Annotated in this window: 20 protein-coding genes and 3 riboswitches; of the genes, 11 read left to right on the forward strand and 9 right to left on the reverse strand. The window is 45.4% G+C overall.

Features of this window, described 5'->3' with window-relative positions; genetic code table 11:
- The first annotated feature begins 46 nt into the window (after window positions 1-46).
- The 3 genes from QA442_RS01720 (at window position 47) to bglS (ending at window position 2,667) form a co-directional block, all read left to right on the forward strand.
- Entirely contained in the window at window positions 47-727 is a 681-nt protein-coding gene (locus QA442_RS01720; protein WP_095431067.1) for a hypothetical protein, read from the forward strand.
- A gap of 94 nt (window positions 728-821) precedes the next feature.
- Window positions 822-1,655: a transcriptional antiterminator LicT gene (gene licT, locus QA442_RS01725; RefSeq protein WP_069150604.1), complete on the forward strand. Its 834-nt coding sequence runs from the start codon at window positions 822-824 to the stop codon at window positions 1,653-1,655.
- A 283-nt stretch (window positions 1,656-1,938) separates the two neighbouring features.
- Window positions 1,939-2,667 carry a beta-glucanase gene (gene bglS, locus QA442_RS01730; protein WP_095431068.1) on the forward strand — a complete coding sequence of 243 codons (729 nt, stop codon included), beginning with the start codon at window positions 1,939-1,941 and terminating at the stop codon, window positions 2,665-2,667.
- A 375-nt stretch (window positions 2,668-3,042) separates the two neighbouring features.
- Here the strand turns inward: bglS and QA442_RS01735 are convergent, their stop codons facing one another.
- Window positions 3,043-3,624, reverse strand: coding sequence for a DUF421 domain-containing protein (locus QA442_RS01735; protein WP_095431069.1), 582 nt, complete (start codon window positions 3,622-3,624; stop codon window positions 3,043-3,045).
- A gap of 97 nt (window positions 3,625-3,721) precedes the next feature.
- Window positions 3,722-5,002 carry a citrate transporter CitH gene (gene citH, locus QA442_RS01740; protein ID WP_095431070.1) on the reverse strand — a complete coding sequence of 427 codons (1,281 nt, stop codon included), beginning with the start codon at window positions 5,000-5,002 and terminating at the stop codon, window positions 3,722-3,724.
- A 200-nt stretch (window positions 5,003-5,202) separates the two neighbouring features.
- On the opposite strand from citH, the gene QA442_RS01745 reads away from it, so the two are divergent.
- The 3 genes from QA442_RS01745 to QA442_RS01755 all read left to right on the forward strand — a co-directional run bounded on the left by QA442_RS01745 (window position 5,203) and on the right by QA442_RS01755 (window position 8,412).
- Window positions 5,203-7,263 carry a catalase gene (locus QA442_RS01745; protein ID WP_095431071.1) on the forward strand — a complete coding sequence of 687 codons (2,061 nt, stop codon included), beginning with the start codon at window positions 5,203-5,205 and terminating at the stop codon, window positions 7,261-7,263.
- A gap of 49 nt (window positions 7,264-7,312) precedes the next feature.
- Window positions 7,313-7,597: a hypothetical protein gene (locus tag QA442_RS01750; RefSeq protein ID WP_014665945.1), complete on the forward strand. Its 285-nt coding sequence runs from the start codon at window positions 7,313-7,315 to the stop codon at window positions 7,595-7,597.
- A 143-nt stretch (window positions 7,598-7,740) separates the two neighbouring features.
- A complete protein-coding gene (locus QA442_RS01755; protein WP_095431072.1) occupies window positions 7,741-8,412 on the forward strand; it encodes a DUF3298 and DUF4163 domain-containing protein in 672 nt (223 codons plus the stop codon).
- Window positions 8,413-8,453: 41 nt separating this feature from the next.
- On the opposite strand, the gene QA442_RS01760 is transcribed toward QA442_RS01755, so the two are convergent.
- Entirely contained in the window at window positions 8,454-9,647 is a 1,194-nt protein-coding gene (locus QA442_RS01760; protein ID WP_014665943.1) for a NupC/NupG family nucleoside CNT transporter, read from the reverse strand.
- A gap of 127 nt (window positions 9,648-9,774) precedes the next feature.
- Window positions 9,775-9,876, reverse strand: a riboswitch (purine riboswitch).
- Window positions 9,877-10,262: 386 nt separating this feature from the next.
- On the opposite strand from QA442_RS01760, the gene QA442_RS01765 reads away from it, so the two are divergent.
- The 5 genes from QA442_RS01765 (at window position 10,263) to QA442_RS01785 (ending at window position 14,854) form a co-directional block, all read left to right on the forward strand.
- Window positions 10,263-11,111: a methyltransferase domain-containing protein gene (locus QA442_RS01765; RefSeq protein ID WP_095431073.1), complete on the forward strand. Its 849-nt coding sequence runs from the start codon at window positions 10,263-10,265 to the stop codon at window positions 11,109-11,111.
- 150 nt (window positions 11,112-11,261) lie between these two features.
- Window positions 11,262-12,677 carry a GntP family permease gene (locus tag QA442_RS01770; protein ID WP_095431074.1) on the forward strand — a complete coding sequence of 472 codons (1,416 nt, stop codon included), beginning with the start codon at window positions 11,262-11,264 and terminating at the stop codon, window positions 12,675-12,677.
- 23 nt (window positions 12,678-12,700) lie between these two features.
- Entirely contained in the window at window positions 12,701-13,417 is a 717-nt protein-coding gene (locus QA442_RS01775) for a CoA transferase subunit A (protein ID WP_095431075.1), read from the forward strand.
- Window positions 13,414-14,064, forward strand: coding sequence for a CoA transferase subunit B (locus QA442_RS01780; RefSeq protein WP_014665937.1), 651 nt, complete (start codon window positions 13,414-13,416; stop codon window positions 14,062-14,064). The genes QA442_RS01775 and QA442_RS01780 overlap by 4 nt, the downstream gene beginning before the upstream one ends.
- A gap of 16 nt (window positions 14,065-14,080) precedes the next feature.
- Window positions 14,081-14,854, forward strand: a complete 774-nt coding sequence (locus tag QA442_RS01785) for a 3-hydroxybutyrate dehydrogenase (protein WP_071582455.1) — start codon at window positions 14,081-14,083, stop codon at window positions 14,852-14,854.
- Window positions 14,855-14,902: 48 nt separating this feature from the next.
- Here QA442_RS01785 and QA442_RS01790 read toward each other — a convergent pair whose 3' ends face one another.
- From QA442_RS01790 to pepT, 6 genes are all read right to left on the reverse strand, one after another.
- Entirely contained in the window at window positions 14,903-16,039 is a 1,137-nt protein-coding gene (locus QA442_RS01790) for a 5-methyltetrahydropteroyltriglutamate--homocysteine S-methyltransferase (RefSeq protein WP_071582454.1), read from the reverse strand.
- A gap of 77 nt (window positions 16,040-16,116) precedes the next feature.
- A riboswitch (SAM riboswitch) is annotated at window positions 16,117-16,223 on the reverse strand.
- Window positions 16,224-16,292: 69 nt separating this feature from the next.
- A complete protein-coding gene (locus QA442_RS01795) occupies window positions 16,293-17,426 on the reverse strand; it encodes a 5-methyltetrahydropteroyltriglutamate--homocysteine S-methyltransferase (protein WP_095431076.1) in 1,134 nt (377 codons plus the stop codon).
- Window positions 17,427-17,508: 82 nt separating this feature from the next.
- Window positions 17,509-17,615, reverse strand: a riboswitch (SAM riboswitch).
- A 65-nt stretch (window positions 17,616-17,680) separates the two neighbouring features.
- The gene (locus QA442_RS01800) at window positions 17,681-18,169 is read right to left on the reverse strand and encodes an LURP-one-related/scramblase family protein (RefSeq protein WP_279473505.1); all 489 of its coding nucleotides are present in this window, start codon (window positions 18,167-18,169) and stop codon (window positions 17,681-17,683) included.
- 129 nt (window positions 18,170-18,298) lie between these two features.
- Window positions 18,299-18,577, reverse strand: coding sequence for a hypothetical protein (locus QA442_RS01805; RefSeq protein WP_080478290.1), 279 nt, complete (start codon window positions 18,575-18,577; stop codon window positions 18,299-18,301).
- Between the two features lie 277 nt (window positions 18,578-18,854).
- On the reverse strand, window positions 18,855-18,980 hold the full coding sequence (locus QA442_RS01810) for a hypothetical protein (protein WP_014665931.1): 126 nt from the start codon (window positions 18,978-18,980) through the stop codon (window positions 18,855-18,857).
- Between the two features lie 106 nt (window positions 18,981-19,086).
- Complete coding sequence (pepT, locus tag QA442_RS01815) at window positions 19,087-20,319, reverse strand: peptidase T (RefSeq protein ID WP_071582452.1); 1,233 nt, start codon at window positions 20,317-20,319, stop codon at window positions 19,087-19,089.
- Between the last annotated feature and the right edge of the window lie 14 nt (window positions 20,320-20,333).

The following is a 20,333-nucleotide window of genomic DNA, read 5'->3' on the forward strand; positions in this document are numbered from 1 at the left end:
ATTTTATGGTATTTTCCAGAAGGCTTCAGCAGAGAGGAGACAGAGCATGAGGCGAATAGGCTTGTGTATAAGCCTGCTGGTCACAGTTCTTGTGATGAGCGCATGCGAAAGTGAAGGTGAGGCTCAGACGTTCGCAGACTGTGATCAAAAGACAGTAAAACAAACCGCAGCCAAACCGATGAGCAGTAAGAAAAAGCAGAATTTCCAAGCCCTTGCAAGCGAAAGGCAGCTGGCCATTGTGTTCAGTTCCATGATCATAGTGAGCGAAGCATTTGATTATGGAATCGGCAATCCAGAATACTTCGTGCGAAGCAGCATGACTGAAGAAGAAGCAGACATTGCGAAAGAGAACCTTGAATCGATTAAAATTGAAAGCAAATCGCTCAAAAAACAAAACAGCGAGGCGATCGCCTTGCTTGAAAAAACGCGAAATCAAGAGATGATCCGCAGCGAAATTCAGCAGCTGACAGAAAATAGAGCCGCTTTTTTTGAGATCACAGGCCGTATGATCAACCTCATCAGTCAAGTCACACCGAAAAACGCGAAGACGACAAGACAGCAGCTGGATCAGCTGAAAAAACAATATACACAATACAGCGCTGAAAGCGTCAAAATCATAAATAGCATTGTCAAAAAGCAGAAAGCGGATAAGGCATTATTTGAACGCCACCTGGAGGCGCTGCTTCAAAAACAGCCCGGACAGCCGGTACTGAGTGAATTGTACTAACTGGTTCTCGCCTTTCCCTGATGATATTGACCTAGTGCAAAAAGAATGTACAATCAAGATGTAGCCTGTTCTTAGTTGATTGGAGGGACATGTCATGAAAATTGCGAAGGTGATCAACAATAATGTGATCAGCGTTGTCAATGAACAGGGAAAAGAGTTGGTTGTCATGGGCAGGGGGCTCGCGTTCCAGAAAAAGTCCGGCGATGATGTCGATGAAGCCCGCATTGAGAAGGTGTTTACGCTCGATAACAAGGATGTATCAGAAAAATTTAAAACCCTTTTGTATGATATACCGATCGAGTGCATGGAAGTATCCGAAGAGATTATCAGCTACGCAAAATTACAGCTCGGCAAAAAGCTCAACGACAGCATCTATGTGTCGCTGACCGATCATATTAACTTTGCCATCCAGCGCAATCAGAAAGGGCTTGATATCAAAAACGCCTTGCTGTGGGAAACAAAACGGCTGTATAAAGACGAATTTGCCATTGGCAAAGAAGCGTTGGCCATGGTAAAAAACAAGACTGGCGTGTCTCTGCCAGAGGATGAAGCAGGCTTTATTGCTCTGCATATTGTCAATGCCGAGCTGAATGAAGAGATGCCAAATATCATCAACATTACAAAAGTCATGCAAGAGATTTTGAGTATTGTAAAATACCATTTTAAAATTGAATTCAACGAAGAATCGCTTCACTATTATCGGTTCGTCACCCACTTAAAGTTTTTCGCACAGCGTCTTTTTAACGGTACACATATGGAAAGCCAGGATGATTTTTTGCTGGAGACAGTGAGAGAAAAGTATCATCGGGCGTATGACTGCACGAAGAAAATCCAAACCTACATTGAGCGGGAGTATGAGCACAAGCTCACAAGTGACGAGCTGTTGTATTTAACGATTCACATAGAAAGGATAGTCAAACAAGCATAATGAGAGCGCTGACATTTTTATTTTCGTGTGTTCGTTTTTTCTTACATTTCAATATGATGATGGTAGGATTGTTACTGATAAAGCAGGCAAAACCTAAATTACAATGAGTGCGGATCATTTATGTCTGGGCTAATGGTAATTTAGGTTTTTATTTTTTAAGAGGGAGGGTGATCATAGCAATCAGTAAGATTCGTTATTATCATTATTTTGACCGATGTTCCCTTTTAAAAGAATCATGTAAGATCAACATAGAAAATGCTTTCAATGAAAGGGGAATGCCAATATGCCTTATCTGAAACGAGTGTTGTTGCTTCTTGTCACTGGATTGTTTATGAGTTTGGTTGCAGTTACTTCTACTGCCTCGGCTCAAACAGGTGGATCGTTTTTTGACCCTTTTAACGGCTATAACTCTGGCTTTTGGCAAAAAGCAGATGGTTATTCAAATGGAAATATGTTCAACTGCACTTGGCGTGCTAACAACGTATCAATGACGTCATTGGGTGAAATGCGTTTAGCGCTAACAAGTCCATCTTATAACAAGTTTGATTGCGGGGAAAACCGCTCTGTCCAAACATATGGCTATGGACTATATGAAGTCAGAATGAAACCAGCTAAAAACACAGGGATCGTTTCATCGTTCTTCACTTACACAGGTCCAACAGATGGAACCCCTTGGGATGAGATTGATATCGAATTTTTAGGAAAAGACACAACAAAGGTTCAATTTAACTATTATACAAATGGTGCAGGAAACCATGAGAAGATTGTGGATCTCGGGTTTGATACAGCCAATGCCTATCATACGTATGCGTTCGATTGGCAGCCAAACTCTATTAAATGGTATGTCGATGGGCAATTAAAACATACTGCAACAAACCAAATTCCGACAACACCAGGAAAAATCATGATGAACCTGTGGAATGGCACGGGTGTCGATGATTGGCTCGGTTCCTACAATGGTGTAAATCCGCTATACGCTCATTACGACTGGGTGCGCTATACAAAAAAATAAAGTCAAATGTGATAAGAGTCTGCTGCCTCAATACAGCCAGGCTCTAATGAATTGTAATGTGAAGTTGTTGGCGTGAATCTTCTGATCTGGGCAATACTTATCGAGATTATATCAGTCCTCTTTTGATTCATAAAAATCAGTTTTTTATCGGTCTGATTAATCCAATGTTTTCAGATACATTAGGCAAAAAACACTTAGAAGACTAGATGCAGATGATCAATACTACGGAGATCATATTTTAATCGTAGATGTAAAAACCGGCAAAGCAATCGACTTTCTCAGCGTTTTCAATGCATCGGGTGTTGAAAGTCTGCCAGTCATTTCATATATCCAATAAGGTCATTCGCTCGGGCTGTTTCTGCACAAGGAACAGCCTTATTTTAGTTTGCCAGAAGGTGTAGAATGACCGTTTTTTATTTCTTGAAAAATGTTTTCTTGATTTTCTGGTTCAGGCTGGTTAACTGTGTTTGCGGCCGGCATATTCATCAATTTCTTGAATTCACCCATCGTGAGCGGTTTCTTGTCATCTTGCAATTCATATCCTATTTGGCCGTTTGCTTCAATCGTTGCATTCTTAATGTCCTTTATGCTGGAGATTCCATGAATCCTCAATCGCATTTCAAGCTGGTCAACTGTCAGCCGCAGTTTTTTCATATTTTCTATATTGAGTTTGCCATCTTCAATGACCAATTTCGCTTTGCCGGTTAAGAACTTTTCCATCCAATTGGCCTTCACCTGGAACCATTCCATGAGTATTAAAGCCGCAGTAAAAATACCGGCTGCCACAAGGGTTTTCCATAAACTTGTCTCTATAATCGGCTGGACAATAATCGTTCCAATGGAAATCATCACCACAGTTTGTGCTAATGTCATCTGAGAGATTGACTTTCTTCCTGAAATTCTTAGAAATATGATGCCTGATATAATTAAAATGAGTGCTTCCCAAGCAAAATTCATGCAATCACCTTTTTATTTTGATTTTTCCATAGTATGCTCTTCGATTTTTAAATTATGCAGAACAAAAGGATTTCCGCCAGGGGAAATCCTATTCTCATTAAAACGAAATAATCCCAATCAAAACCGCCGCAATCGTCATCACAATCGTTGTCCCCACGGCCCATTTAATAGTGAATTTTTGATGGTCGCCAAAGCTGACGCCTGCCATTCCGACTAGTAGATAGGTGGAAGGCACGAGCGGGCTGAGCAGATGCACGGGCTGACCCAGCAAGGAGGCCCTTCCGATTTCAGCGGCGTCTATTCCGTAAGCGGAAGCAGCTTCGGCGATGATGGGAAGGACACCGAAGTAAAAGGCGTCATTCGACATGAAAAAGGTGAAGGGCATGCTGACGATCGCAGTGATCAACGGCAGGTGCGGGCCCATGGCGTCAGGGGTGAGTGAAACGAGAGAATGCGCCATGGCATCCACCATTTTTGTGCCGGAGAGAATGCCTGTGAATATCCCTGCCGCAAACACCATTGAGACAACGTTTAACGCGTTACCCGCATGCGCTGAGATTCGTTTCTGCTGCTCTTTGACATTTGGATAGTTGATCATCAAGGCGATGGCGAACGCGATCATAAAAAGAACAGGGAGCGGCAGCAGGCTGGTGATCAGAGCGGCCATCAGAGCAATAGTCAGCAGCAGGTTAAACCATTGGAGAGCGGGACGCTTCAGCGGCGTAGCCGCTGGATCGAAAGACGGTGCGTGATCAATCGAAATGACGCCGAGCCGCTTCCGCTCTTTCTTTCCGAGGATATAAGCAACGGCGATCACCCAGAGAATACCGGCGACCATGGCAGGAATCAGCGGCGTGAAGACCTCTGACGTGTCCAATTTTAAGGAAGCCAAAACCCTCGCAGTCGGCCCGCCCCACGGGATAATATTCATAACCCCCGAACCGAGCATCGCTATTCCTGCTAACACCAAACGATTCATGCCGAGCCGTTTGTACAGTGGCAGCATCGCCGCAATCGTAATCATATAGGTTGTTGTCCCATCTCCGTCCAGCGAAATGGTCATGGTCAGAACCGCTGTGCCTACGGCGATTTTTAACGGGTCTCCTTTGACAAACGATAAGATTTTGGCAATGAGAGGATCAAACAGGCCTGAGTCGATCATAATGCCGAAATACAGGATGGCGAATAACAGCATAATTCCGGTAGGAGCGAGGTCTGTAACACCCTGAATCATCATCTCTCCAAGATCTTTGCCAAATCCGCTGATCAGGGCAAACACAACAGGAACGACAATCAAAGCAATAAGTGCGGAAAGCCGGTTAGACATAATAAGGTACATAAAAACAATCATCATCACAAAACCGAGTATGGCAAGCATGATATGACCTCCCCTATTCAACAGCTTTTTTCGTAAGCGCTTCCATAATTTATTTTTGTAAAGAAGGCTTATTTCAAATGTGTATGACCTCATCCTGATATGTAGACCTAAAATCCTATTGAGCGGATTGGCAGTTTATATCAAGAACGCCACGGGTAAATGTGCTGTAGAATGTTTCGTTTTAAAAAGGGGGACTAGACATGAGTAATGATCAAAATAAACGTGTAAATGAACACTCAAAGGACGAGCAGCTTGAACAGTACAGGACCGATAACAGCGGGAAGAAAATGACGACAAACCAAGGCTTGCGGGTGTCAGAGGATGAGCATTCGTTAAAAGCCGGGGTTCGCGGCCCGACGCTGATGGAGGATTTTCACTTCCGGGAGAAAATGACGCACTTTGACCATGAGAGGATTCCGGAGCGCGTTGTGCATGCGCGCGGGTATGGCGTGCATGGCTTTTTTCAGGTTTACGAGCCAATGACCGAGTACACACGGGCCAAATTTCTTCAGGACCCTTCAGTGAAGACACCGGTATTTGTCCGTTTCTCTACGGTTGCGGGTTCTAAAGGCTCCGCAGACACGGTGCGGGATGCCAGAGGCTTTGCGACAAAGTTTTATACTGAAGAAGGAAATTGTGACCTTGTGGGTAATAACATTCCGGTGTTTTTCATTCAGGACGCGATCAAATTTCCGGATTTGGTTCACGCATTTAAGCCTGAGCCACACAATGAAATGCCTCAGGCTGCGACTGCTCACGATACGTTTTGGGATTTTGTCGCCAATAACCCTGAGTCGGCTCACATGGTGATGTGGACGATGTCAGACAGAGGCATTCCGCGCAGCTACAGAATGATGGAAGGCTTCGGCGTCCACACGTTCCGTTTTGTCAATGAGCAAGGGAAGGCGCGTTTCGTGAAATTCCATTGGAAACCGGTGCTCGGCGTGCATTCTCTCGTATGGGATGAAGCGCAAAAAATTGCCGGGAAAGATCCCGATTTCCACCGCCGCGATCTGTGGGAAACGATTGAAAACGGCGGCACGGTTGAATACGAGCTTGGCGTGCAGATGATTGATGAAGATGATGAATTTAAGTTTGATTTTGATATTCTTGATCCGACCAAACTGTGGCCGGAAGAGCTCGTGCCAGTGAAAATCATTGGAAAAATGACGCTGAACCGCAACCAGGATAATGTGTTTGCGGAAACAGAACAGGTCGCATTCCACCCTGGAAATGTCGTCCCGGGCATCGATTTTACAAATGACCCGCTTCTGCAGGGGCGGCTTTTCTCTTATACAGATACACAGCTCATCCGTCTTGGCGGCCCGAACTTCCATGAGCTTCCGATTAACCGGCCGGTATGTCCATTCCATAACAACCAGTATGACGGCTATCACCGGATGACGATCAATAAGGGACCTGTCGCTTATCATAAAAACTCTCTGCAAAACAATGATCCGTCGCCTGCGACAGCTGAAGAAGGCGGATACGTCCACTATCAGGAAAAAGTCGAGGGCAAAAAAATCCGCCAGCGAAGCGACAGCTTCAACGATTATTACTCACAGGCGAAGCTGTTCTGGAACAGCATGTCTCCAGTGGAGAAGCAGCACATCATTTCTGCTTTCTGCTTCGAGGTCGGGAAGGTCAAAAGCAAGGACGTCCAGCGGCAAGTCGTTGATGTCTTCAGCAATGTCGATGAAGATTTGGCGCAAGAAATCGCCAAAGGAGTAGGTGTGGCGGCGCCAGCGAAGCGTAAAGCATCTAAAGAAATTCTTACTTCGCCTGCGTTAAGCCAAGCCCGTACAGTGAAAACCGCGTCAACAAGAAAAGTCGCTGTACTTGCTGGAAACGGATTTCACGAAAAAGAGCTGCAAACAGTGCTGGATGCTTTAAAGAATGAAGGAGTTACAGTGGATATTATCAGTCAAAATCTTGGGTATATGACAAGCGACACCGGACAGCAGCTGGAGGCTGGCGGCACGTTTCTGACTGTTGACTCGGTTCTGTATGATGCCGTCTATGCCGCAGGAGGGCCGGAGTTAAAAGACAACAAACAAGCGATGGCGTTTATCAGGGAATCTTACGACCACTACAAGGCGATCGGTGCGGCAAATGAAGGAATTGACCTTCTTCAATCCTCTGTCGGAACAACAGAGGGACCAGGCATCGTGACGGCTAAAGATGAATCTGACTACACCGCATTCAGCAAGACATTTATTGATGCGGTTGCCGCTCATCGCCATTGGGATAGACGAATTTGATCGGCTCCTGTATCTTTAAGGAAGATACTTTTCATAAGGAGCATGACAAATGAACGAAAAACAGCTCGCTGAAGCTTACGAACGCGACGAAAATATGATGATTTTGGTGTTTGCCCAATGGTGCGTGAACCATGACCTTGATCCGATGGAGCTGTACGCCAAAGCGTATCCGCAGCAAAAGCTGAATGAAAGCTTGAAAAAAACCATGGACGATCTGGTCGTGCCAAAACACGAAGCAGAGCACATTCCGAACCAGACTGTCATTGCGGTATTAGAGATGTTCGGAAATACAGATTTGGCACAAGCTGTTCATGAAGCGATTTCCGGGCGATAAAAAAGAGACATTCTGTGTCTCTTTTTTAGTGGGAAAAATCATGCTGTTAGACCTAGAAACTTCTTTCGACTTATTCAGTCTATAAAAGTGTGAATTGCTTAAATAAGGGAATGATAAACAGCGACATCAAAGGAGGAGATCGAATGAAGTGGAAAAACATACTGAAAGCTGCGGGGATTGCAGTCTTGCTTTTTTCCGTATTTGCATATGCGGCCCCATCTTTAAACGCAGTTCAAACGAAAAAACCGACTGTCAGCACCTATACGTACAAAAAAATCAAGGAATTAAAGTATCCACAAGTGCATCACATCGGGAATGCCGCTTTTGAAAAGAAAATCAATCAAGAGCTGAAAGCCTACATTGAACAATCGTATCAGGAATACCTGAAAAACAAAAAAGCAGGTGAACAACAAGGCTTCAAAACGGAATATCAAACATCCTTCAGCGTCAAATACAATGCGGCGGGCAAACTCAGCATTCAAACGCTCAATTATATCTATTCAGGCGGCGCCCATGGTTTAACGTCTGTTCAGTCTTTCAACTATGACTTGAACACACAAAAGCGCGTGACGCTGAATCAGATTCTGAACACCAAAACAAAAGTGAGCAAAACGAGAGATTATCTGTATAGTTATATCAAAAAACACGATGAGCTGTTTTTCCCTGATGTAAAGAAAGAGGATATCACCCTAAACCAAAACACAATGTTTTACTTTACGGCAAACGGGATCGCCATCGTCTTCGGCCAGTATGACTTGGGGCCTTATGTAGCAGGAATTCGGGATGTGCAGGTTCCAGCCTCTATTTTTCAATAATCAAAAGAGCCATATCCGAAAAGGGATATGGCTCAATGTTTCTACCACACAAACAGGCCGACAATCGCAGCACTTAATAAAGATACCGCAATTCCGCTGACGAGGAGCTTCCACACGTTTCTCCCGATGACCGTTGACTTTTCTCCGTCAAGGATCGAGTTGTACGTGCCGTAAATCATGCCGACCGTACTGAAGTTTGCAAAGGACGTCAGGAATGTCGTCGCCACCGCAACGGTGTGAGGCGGAAGGGATTTGAGATTGTTTTTCAAGTCAAGCATCGCAACAAACTCGTTCGTTGCCAATTTCATGCCCATCAGCTGAGCAACATACATCGCATCATGCACTGGCAATCCAAGCAGGAATGCGAACGGACTGAACAGATAAGCAAAAATCGTCTGAATGGTCAGGCCGTGTACGAAAACGCCAAGAATGCCATTTACTGCTGACGTTAGTGCAACATATCCGATCACCATGGCCAGGATCACGATAACCATGTTCATGCCGACAAGCATACTGTTAGAAATCGTAGAGAAAAAGTCTTTCTTTTCTTCTTTAGGCGGTGTATAGATGATATCTTCATCCTCCGGCACGTGAACAGGGTTCAGCAGGTTTGCGATAATCAGCGCATTTAAGCAGTTTAAAGGAATCGCTGTAAACACGTATGTCGCCGGCACCATTGACAGGTAAGATCCGATAATAGAGCCGCTTATGCTGCTCATGCTCATTAAGCCGAATGTGAGAAGGCGGTTGTTATTTAATACCGTAAGCTGCTGGCGGATGACCGCAAGTGCTTCCGTATTTCCCAGGAACATCATTTGAATAGAGAAAAAGCTTTCTAATTTCGGCAAGCGGGAAGCCTTTGAAATCACCCATCCGATTTTATCAATCAGCCAAGGCAAAATTCCGAAATATGTTAGAATATCAAAGAATGTGACGATAAAGATAATTGGAAGAAGCGCACTAAAGAAAAAGTCTACTGTTTCATTCGCCATCACTGACGGAAAGGCAAACGCGATACCGTCACTGGCGCAAGCAATCAGCCAAGTGAAGAAATCACCAATTTTACCGATGGCCCAGCTTCCGACTTTTGTTCCCAGCATAAACCAAGTAATCAGCAATTCCAGAACAATTAATGTCATGATCGGACGCCACTTGATTTTCTTTTTCTGCGGAGAACATAGGAATACAACTGCCATAATCACAATGAGACCAACAAGGTTTAGTAAAAAGTACATGATAGCAACTCCTATGAGGGTTATTATGGAAACAAAAAAAGCTCTTATCCTTCACAAATTCTGGAAGTGCAGAAAGTGTGAAAAATAAGAGCAAACAGAAAAGAACTTGTCCTTTTCAACTCGTTCAAATTTATTCAAACTTTCTTGTAGTCTAGTTTTTTACGGTTACTAGGTAGAAACAATCAGACCATATTACTGATCATATACAAGAATGTCTTTTTCTAAGATGATAGCAGTATTTTATCCTTTCACTTTTTGAAAATCAACCTTTTTAACTATTTTCACAATAATAAAATTTATATTCTGAAATGAGAAAATAAAGGAAAAACATGCTGGATTGCTATGTTGATATGATTTTGGCAGGATACCAGCATGTCAGTACTGATTTTTCTTCACGATAAGGTTCCAGCTACTGGAGATTTGTTGTATCATGGAAACGGGGAAACCCATACAGCAAAAAGGGAGTTTTTTTCATGATTATCCAATTCATTCGTTATAGATAATGACAGGTGTAGACAAACTGCCAGACCTGGCCAATTTTTGAGATAGGCCTAGGTTTATTTGTCTATGCCTTTTTCATTTATCTAAAAATGAATGAATGAGGTGTTTTTTATCATGAAGCAAACCGTTGATATCAGCTTGTTTCGATGTCCGCTCTGCGGTTCTTCCATGGATGCGGCATCAGGAAAAAGCTTGATTTGTACAGAACGGCGGCATACATTTGATTTATCTCGGCACGGCTACGTGAACTTCCTGACAAAGCCGGTCAAATCCGGTTACGGTGCCGAGCTTTTTGAAGCGAGGAGCAGGCTGATTGGAGAATGTGGTTTTTTTGAGCCGCTCCATGATACGATTGCAGAACTCATCAGCCATCCCAAATCCGGTCAAGAGGCATTCACCATCCTGGACAGCGGTTGCGGTGAGGGTTCTCATTTGAATGCGCTTTGCGGGTTTGATTATTTAGGGAAAGAAGCGATGGGAATCGGCATCGATCTTTCGAAGGATGGGATTGTAAAAGCTTCTAAGGCATTCAAAGATCAGATGTGGGCGGTTGCCGATGTGGCGCGTGCTCCATTTCATGATCGCCAATTTGATGTTGTTCTGTCTATTTTTTCGCCATCTAATTATGCAGAGTTTCATAGACTGCTGAAGGATGATGGCATGCTCATAAAAGTAGTGCCGCGAAGCGATTATTTAATAGAATTAAGGCAATTTTTATATACTGATTCACCGAGGCGTACGTACTCTAATGCGGCAGCTGTTGAGCGTTTTACAGCACATGCGGCGCACAGCCGTCCTGTCAGGCTCCGCTATATCAAAACGCTTGACCGGCAGGCGATCCACTGGCTTCTCAAGATGACGCCGCTTGCCTGGTCGGCGCCGAAAGACCGAGTCAGCCTGCTGAAAGAGATGACATCAGCCGATATTACGGTTGATGTTGATATCCTAATAGGAATGAAATGAATGGCAGAGGAAAGCTCCGAAAAAAGGGGCTTTCCTTTTTTAATCGGAATAGTTGGCCCACACTTCTCGTACATATGGAAAGGGGACGGAAACAGCCGATGCGGACAGGTTTTGTAAACGCTTTCTAGTTGGCGGAAATGGGGGATGTGTGTGGAACTGATCATCATTCTATTGGCGTTAGGTTTGCTGATGTTTACGGCGTATCGGGGATTTTCTGTCATATTGTTTGCGCCGATTTGTGCGTTATTCGCGGTGCTGCTGACAGATCCAAGCCATGTGCTTCCTTTTTTCTCATCAATTTTTATGGAGAAAATGGCGGGGTTTATTAAGCTGTATTTCCCAGTTTTTTTGCTCGGTGCGATTTTTGGAAAGGTCGTTGAAATGGCTGGGCTTGCGGCATCGATCGCGAAAACGATTGTCAGGCTTGTCGGGGCAAAAAGAGCGATACTTGCCATTGTGCTGATGGGCGCTGTCTTGACGTACAGCGGCGTCAGCCTGTTTGTTGTCGTATTTGCCGTATATCCTTTTGCGAAAAACATGTTCCAAGAAGCAAACATACCGAAACGCCTCATCCCCGGAACGATTGCTTTAGGGGCTTTTACGTTTACGATGGACGCGCTTCCGGGAACGCCGCAAATCCAAAATGTCATTCCGACGGCGTTTTTCAAAACAGACATTTATGCCGCCCCTTGGCTGGGTTTGATGGGAGCAGTGATTGTGCTGGCAGCTGGGATGCTCTATTTGGAATCAAGGCGGAAAAAAGCGCAGGCATCTGGCGAGGGTTATGGCGGTTTTGATTCGCTGAATGCTGCGCCTGAATCGACTGAGTCCCGTGCTAAACCGGACAAAAGCCCGATTCGGGATGCACTTGCCTTTGTCCCGCTTATTCTTGTCGGTGCAGTGAATAAATGCTTCACCATTTACCTGCCAAAGTGGTATCCGAATGGATTTGATTTTTCCTCCATAGGATTAAAGGAGTTCGGCAGGCTTGATATTTCTTCTGCCGCTGCCATTTGGTCGGTGGAGATTGCTTTAGTGATCGGCATCATCACAACGATTTTATTTGATTGGAGAAGCGTGTTTGCTCAAATGAAGGAAGGGCTGAATGAAGGGATCGGTGGTGCCTTGCTGGCATCTATGAATACGGGTGCCGAGTATGGGTTCGGCGGCATTATCGCCGCGCTGCCGGGGTTTCATAAGCTGAGCAGCGGAATTTCTCATACTTTTACCGATCCGCTTGTCAATGGCGCCGTTACGACAACTGCGCTGGCGGGAATCACCGGCTCGGCTTCAGGTGGTATGGGCATTGCGCTAAGCGCGATGTCAGAGCAGTACTTACAGGCGATTCAGGCTTACAATATTCCGCCAGAGGTGATGCATCGAGTCATTTCAATGGCGTCAGGCGGGATGGACACACTGCCGCATAATGGCGCCGTCATTACGCTTCTGGCTGTGACGGGACTGACTCACAGGCAATCGTATCGCGATATTTTTGCGATCACGCTCATCAAAACGGCTGCCGTATTTGCTGTGATCGCGATTTACAGCCTGACTGGCCTGGTGTAGAAGAAAACGAAAGGGGCATCAATATGGGAAAAGTGTTGTCATCTAGTAAAGAAGCTGCGAAATTGATTCATGATGGAGATACGCTGATTGCGGGAGGGTTTGGGCTGTGCGGCATTCCTGAACAGCTCATTTTGTCGATAAGAGATCGAGGAGTAAAGGATTTAACCGTTGTCAGCAACAATTGCGGAGTCGATGACTGGGGGCTCGGTTTGCTTTTGGCTAATAGGCAAATCAAGAAAATGATCGCATCCTATGTCGGTGAAAATAAAATCTTTGAGCGACAGTTTTTAAGCGGAGAGCTTGAGGTCGAGCTTGTTCCCCAAGGAACGCTCGCCGAGAGAATTCGTGCAGGCGGTGCGGGCATACCGGGATTTTATACGGCGACAGGCGTCGGCACAACCGTAGCTGAGGGAAAAGAACATAAAACATTCGGCGGCCGGACATATGTGCTGGAGCGAGGCATTACCGGCGATGTGGCGATCGTCAAAGCGTGGAAAGCGGACACCATGGGCAATTTGGTTTTTCGGAAAACGGCGAGAAATTTCAATCCTGTTGCCGCCATGGCAGGCAAGATCACGATTGCCGAGGCGGAAGAAATCGTGGAAGCGGGAGAGCTCGATCCAGATCATATCCATACGCCGGGAATTTACGTTCAGCATGTCGTGCTTGGCACGAGTCAAGAAAAACGGATTGAAAAGCGAACAGTTCAGCAAGCATCGGGAAAGGGTGAGACGAAGTGAAGGAAGCAAGAAAACGGATGGTCAAACGGGCTGTACAAGAAATCAAGGACGGCATGAATGTGAATCTCGGGATTGGAATGCCGACGCTTGTCGCAAATGAGATACCCGATGGCGTTCACGTCATGCTTCAGTCAGAAAACGGCCTGCTCGGAATCGGCCCCTATCCTTTGGAAGGGACGGAAGACGCGGATTTGATCAATGCGGGGAAGGAAACAATTACCGAAGTGACGGGCGCTTCTTATTTTGACAGCGCTGAATCATTCGCGATGATAAGAGGCGGGCATATCGATTTGGCTATCCTTGGCGGAATGGAAGTTTCGGAGCAGGGTGATTTGGCCAATTGGATGATCCCGGGCAAAATGGTAAAAGGGATGGGCGGCGCAATGGATCTCGTCAACGGGGCGAAACGAATCGTTGTCATCATGGAGCATGTCAATAAGCATGGCGAATCAAAGGTAAAAAAAACATGCTCTCTTCCGCTGACAGGCCAGAAAGTCGTGCACAGGCTGATTACGGATTTGGCTGTTTTTGATTTTGTGAACGGCCGCATGACACTGACGGAGCTTCAGGATGGCGTCACAATTGAAGAGGTTTATGAAAAAACAGAAGCGAATTTCGCTGTAAGCCAGTCTGTACTCAATTCTTAATGGGAAGGTGTTTGACATGAGAAAACAAGTCGCCTTGGTGACTGGGGCTGCCGGCGGAATCGGATTCGAAATGGCAAGAGAATTCGCCCGTGAAGGCGCCAGCGTCATCGTTTCAGACCTCCGTCAGGAAGCATGCGAAAAAGCAGCCTCCAAGCTTGCAGAAGAAGGCTTTGACGCGGCGGCCATTCCGTGTGATGTGACAAAGGAAGCGCAAGTTGCTGATATGGTGGACGCCATCCAAAAACGATACGGCCGCTTGGATATTTTAGTGAACAATGCCGGTATGCAGCACGTCGCCCCGATTGAAGAGTTTCCGACAGAAACCTTTGAACAGCTGATCAAGGTTATGCTGACGGCGCCCTTTATTGCAATGAAGCATGTTTTTCCGATCATGAAAAAACAGCAGTATGGCCGAATCATTAATATCGCGTCTGTTAATGGCTTAGTCGGCTTTGCGGGAAAATCCGCTTATAATAGCGCCAAGCATGGCGTCATTGGACTCACAAAAGTCGGGGCGCTGGAAGGCGCGCCCCACGGCATTACAGTCAATGCGCTCTGTCCAGGTTATGTCGATACCCAGCTTGTCCGCAATCAGCTTAGCGATCTATCAAAAGCAAGAAATGTCCCTTACGACTCGGTACTTGAAGAGGTCATTTTTCCGCTTGTGCCGCAAAAACGGCTTCTTTCCGTCAAGGAAATTGCGGATTATGCCGTGTTTTTAGCAAGCGAGAAGGCGAAGGGCGTCACTGGGCAGGCTGTCGTTCTTGATGGGGGCTACACCGCACAATGACAGAAAAACACACTTGCTCCGAATGGAATCAAGTGTGTTTTTCTTTGCTTATTTCCAAACATCATTCGCGATCTCAACCACATGGCGGAGCTTCGCCCATTGCTGTTCTTCAGTCAGCTTGTTGCCTTCCTCAGTTGAAGCGAATCCGCATTGAGGGCTGAGGCAAAGCTGGTCTAAGCTGACATAACGGGACGCTTCTTCGATACGGCGTTTCACGTCATCCGGATGTTCAAGCTCACCGAATTTAGATGTCACTAAGCCAAGAACTAGCTGAAGATCAGACCGTTTTACATAACGGAGCGGCTCAAATCCGCCTGAGCGTGAATCATCATACTCTAAGAAAAGGCCGTCAAGATTCAAGCCGTCAAAAATGGTTTCGGCTGCTGCATCATAGCCGCCTTCTGCTGTCCAAGTGGACTGGAAGTTGCCGCGGCAAATATGCATGGTTACCGTCAAGTCATCCGGACGGTCTGCAATCGCGTCATTAATGGATTTCGCAAACAGCTGGCGAAGCTCGTCAGGCGTTGTTCCGAACGCTTCGATTTGTTTTAAGCCTTTTTCTGATAAGAAAACGGCCCATGCCGTATCATCAAGCTGGAGGTAGCGGCAGCCTCTGTCATAAAACGCTTGAATCGCTTTTTTATATGCTTTGGATACATCATGCTGGAAAAGGTGATAGTCGTTTTTATACGCATCCTTTTCCAGTTTTCCGCGGAAAAACAGCATATTCGGGCTTGGAATCGTCATCTTTGGCGTCGCGTCACCGGCAATGCTATGGAGAAATGAGTAATCTTCAAGCATTGGGTGAGTTGAAAAGTCGATATCACCTGTGACTTTAATGCCGCGTGCTTTTGTCTGTACGTTATGGAATTGAATGCCTTGCTCAGGAGTAAACGGCTCAACGCCATCTAAGTTTTCAAGGAAATCAAAGTGCCACCACGCTCTGCGGAATTCACCGTCTGTCACGACGTTCAGGCCGGTTTCCTTCTGTTTCTCCACAATGCGGATGATTTCATCGTTTTCGATCTGGCGAAGCTGCTCAGCCGTAATATCGCCGGCCGCTTTTTGCAGCCGCGCTTTTTTGACGGGCTCAGATCTCAGCAGGCTTCCGACTTGATCCGCGCGAAACGGCGGTTTTTTTCTTTGAAGTGATTGTTGTTCTGCGGGTGTTGTTTGTTGTGACATGTTGTCCATTCCTTCTTTCCATTCAAATATAAAAAAGCTCTTCCTTTGGATAAGGAAGAGCTTGCGTGACAATCTCAACCTTATCTTCAAGAGCAATCATTGCTCTAAAGGATTTAGCACCATTCTGTTAAACAGCGGTTGCCGGGTATCGCAGGGCCAGTCCCTCCACCTCTCTTGATAAGGAAAACCTTTTTTATGAAATTTTCTGATAGTATCTATTATTCACACATTTTCTATTTCTGTCAATGATAGATTATCTCCACACATCGTTGGCGATGTCGATGACATGGCGAAGCTTGGCCCATTGCTGCTCCTCTGTCAAAAGATTGCCTTCTTCTGTAGAGGCGAAACCGCACTGCGGGCTGAGGCACAGCTGATCCAAGCTGACAAAACGCGCCGCTTCATTGATACGGCGTTTCATATCCTCTGGATTTTCAAGCTCGCCGTATTTCGATGTGATCAAGCCAAGCACGATTTGCAGATCCTTGCGTTTCACAAAACGGAGCGGATCGAAGTTTCCGGAGCGGTCATCGTCGTATTCCAAAAACAGGCCGTCAAGGTTTAAGCCGTCCAAAATCGTTTCCGCTACAGCGTCGTACCCTCCTGATGCCGCCCAGGTTGAGCGGAAGTTGCCGCGGCAAATGTGCATTGTGATCATTAAATCATCAGGCCGGTCTGCCACTGCATCGTTAATCGTTTTGGCAAACAAGGCAGGCAATGTTTCTGGATCGCCTCCGAGCGCCCGGACAACCTCTCTGCCTTTTTCCTCAAAGAAGAGAGACCATGACGTATCATCAAGCTGGAGATAACGGCAGCCAACATCATAGAAGGCTTTGATTGCCTTTTTGTACGCTTGGGCCAAATCATGAAAATATTCCTCTTGATCGTTATAGATGCCTTTATCCGCCTTTTCGCCAAAAAACAGCATATTCGGGCTCGGAATCGTCAGCTTTGGTGTCGCGCCACCGGCAACTTCATGTAAAAATTGATAATCAGCAAGTGCTGGGTGGCTCGTAAAATCGAGTTTTCCCGTCACTTTGATGCTGCGCGCTTTCGTTTTCGCGTTATGGAACTGAATCCCCTCAGCCGGGATGAACGGCTCCACACCGTCAAGTCCTTCCAGGAAGTCATAATGCCACCAGGAACGGCGGAATTCCCCGTCTGTTACCACTTCAAGACCGATTTCTTTTTGTTTTTCCACGATGCGGGTGATTTCTTGATTTTCGATATCGCGAAGCTGTTCCGCTGTTATCTCACCTGCCGCTTTTTTTTGCCGGGCTACCTTCACCGTAGCGGAACGAAGCAAACTGCCGACGTGATCGGCGCGGAAAGGTGCTTTGCGTTGTATTACTGTTTTTTGTCCTGCAACACTCGTTTGGTGGGCCATGTCATTCGCCTCTTTTCTGAAATATTGAGCATGTAAAAAGCTCTTCCTTTGTGTAAGGAAGAGCTTGAACGATCAAATCTCCGCCTCATCTGCAAGAACGCAATGTTCTTAAGGATTTAGCACCATTCTGTTTGAAACAGCGGTTGCCGGGTATCATAGGGCCAGTCCCTCCACCTCTCTTGATAAGGTATAACTTCATATTCAAATTTCAATTATCTTAATATTATTACTTTTGGATCAATTGTCAATGCTTTTTAGAAAATACTTTCATCTTCATCGTTATATAAAACCGTATCAAGAACGATCGCGATGGCAGTGCAAATCAGAACGTCTTCCTCGTTTGCAATCTGCAAGTGATAGGAATCACCCCAGCTGAGCCACTTTTTGCTCACTGACATCCGGACATTTTCCCCGTCCGTCAGCTGGAATTCATCCCTCCATAAGTCACCATCGATTTCCCAGTTAAGGCCGGAAATCACAAATTTCGGTTTGAAAAACGTTACTTTCTTCGTTACCTCACAAACTGTTTTCCCGCCAATTGAAATCTCATAGCGCGGCAATAAAGACATGAGTTTTTGTTCTATGGAAACGAGCGTTTTTCCGGATGAATCTGTCATTTGTAATGAATCCCCTAACGAGAAAAAACGCCCCTCTACCTTGAAGATTTCTTGTTCATCCCGGTCATAAATGTGGAATGCATCTTTAAATGAGAACATTTTTTGTTTCATAAATAACTCGATCATTGCAGAAGTCTCCTTTTGGATTTGCCTTGTATGAAATTACGGATAGAGGATAAAAAGGTTTCAGGCTCTATCTCAACATAATTTTAAAAGGCTGCGTCATTCCGCAGCCTTTTCGTTTGAAATATAGAATTAGGAAAGATGCATCCGGCGTTTTTGGCGGATAGCGTCAAGGTCGATTAGGTTGTTGTGATGAGATGCGGCTGCTGGAAGAGGGCTTGTCTTTTGCGGTTTGCGGCGATTGTCCTTGCTGAAAGAAAAAAGAAGATAGCCGCATAAAGCGATGATAATAAATAGGATCATATTACATACCTCCCAAAAAAAGTTTTGGTACTCTCTATTGTACGGATAAAAAGTCAAAAAGTATTCAAAAAATTCTAAATCAAATAAAAATAAATAACTGCCCCTCAAAAACAGTCTAACCTGATGACCTGAAAATAGTCTTGCATTATGGTGATTGTTCTTGTTGATGATTGGTTCTATAGTTACTATCGACGATAAAATGAATTCCTTTATATAACTTTTAACCTAAATTAAAGTAATTCATATTACCTGTTTTTGGATGCCGTTATCTTTCTTAATTAGTTTATACCCTATTTTGCGGAATTGAACACAAAAAACCCAAATTACGGAGCATTTGGGCGGTACGAGAGAATGCGGATTTTGTTTTGGGGATTTGGATGACTGGTCAGAAGAAGCGTTTGAACATTTTTCTGATTTTTTGAAATGGGCTGGATTTCTTTTGCGTGTTAAGCGGCCTGGAAATGATCCATTTTTTCAATAGGCTCTTTGCAGCAATTGCATGCTTTGTCATTGTTTTTCCTCCTCATTTGTTGATACTTGTTTTACGGAGGACGTGTTTAAAATGTTTCATTTTCACATAAAAAAAAACCAGCCCTTTTTTGGACTGGCTTTTGGCATTACGCTTGCTCTTCAAACAGCTTTGCAATCTCAACGATGACATTTACGGCTTTGACCATGTTATCGGCTGAGATGTATTCAAATTTGCCGTGGAAGTTTTCCCCGCCGGTAAAGATGTTTGGCGTCGGAAGTCCCATGTAGGATAGCTGCGATCCATCGGTGCCGCCGCGGATGGGGGAAATTTTCGGTTCGATGCCGAGGTTTTCCATCGCTTGCTTGGCAATGTTGACGATTTCGATGACAGGTTCAATTTTCTCTCTCATGTTGTAGTACTGGTCGTTCATATCCAGCAAAATCCGGTCTTGCCCGTATTCGTTCTGAAGTTCTTCAACGGCGCGCTTCATTGTTTCTTTTCTGCTTTGGAAGTTCTCTTTGTCAAAGTCTCTGATAATGTAGTGAAGCTTTGTTTCCTCTACGTCTCCTTGAATCGACAGCAGATGGTAGAAGCCTTCATAGCCTTCTGTATATTCAGGCGCTTCGTCTGCCGGCAGCAGGCTGTTCAGCTTCATCGCGATTTTCGCAGAGTTGACCATTTTCCCTTTTGCCGTTCCGGGATGTACGTTGTTGCCTTTAATCGTAATTTTCGCGGCAGCGGCATTGAAGCTTTCGTATTCAAGCTCGCCGAGCGGGCCGCCGTCAACCGTGTAGGCAAAGGATGCATTGAACCGTTTCACATCAAATTTGTGCGGTCCTCTTCCGATTTCTTCATCAGGCGTAAAGGCGACTCTGATTGTGCCGTGCTTGATTTCTGGGTGTTTGATGAGGTAATCCATGGCCGTCATGATTTCAGCGATACCAGCCTTATTGTCTGCGCCGAGAAGGGTGGTGCCGTCTGTGGTGATGAGTGTGTGGCCCTTATAGCCAGACAGCTCAGGGAATTGATCAGGTGACAGGGTAACCTGCAGCTGTTCGTTAAGAACGATGTCATTACCATCATAGCTTTCGATGATTTGCGGATTCACGTTTTTGCCGGTAAAGTCTGTAGCGGTGTCGACGTGAGCGAGAAAGCCGATTGTCGGCACGTCTTTTTCAGTATTGGAGGGGAGCGTCGCCATGACATAGCCGTTTTCATCAATGGCTGCATCCTGCATGCCGATGGACTTCAACTCATCAACGAGCATGCTTCCTAATGTCAATTGGCCGGGTGTGGAAGGGCAGGTGTCAACGGATTCATCGGACTGTGTGTCGACTTTTACATATGTAGTAAACCGTTCAATGATTTCATCTTTCATTTCCAATCATCTCC

It is taken from the genome of Bacillus stercoris (assembly GCF_029772985.1).
Taxonomy (GTDB): Bacteria; Bacillota; Bacilli; order Bacillales; family Bacillaceae; genus Bacillus; species Bacillus stercoris.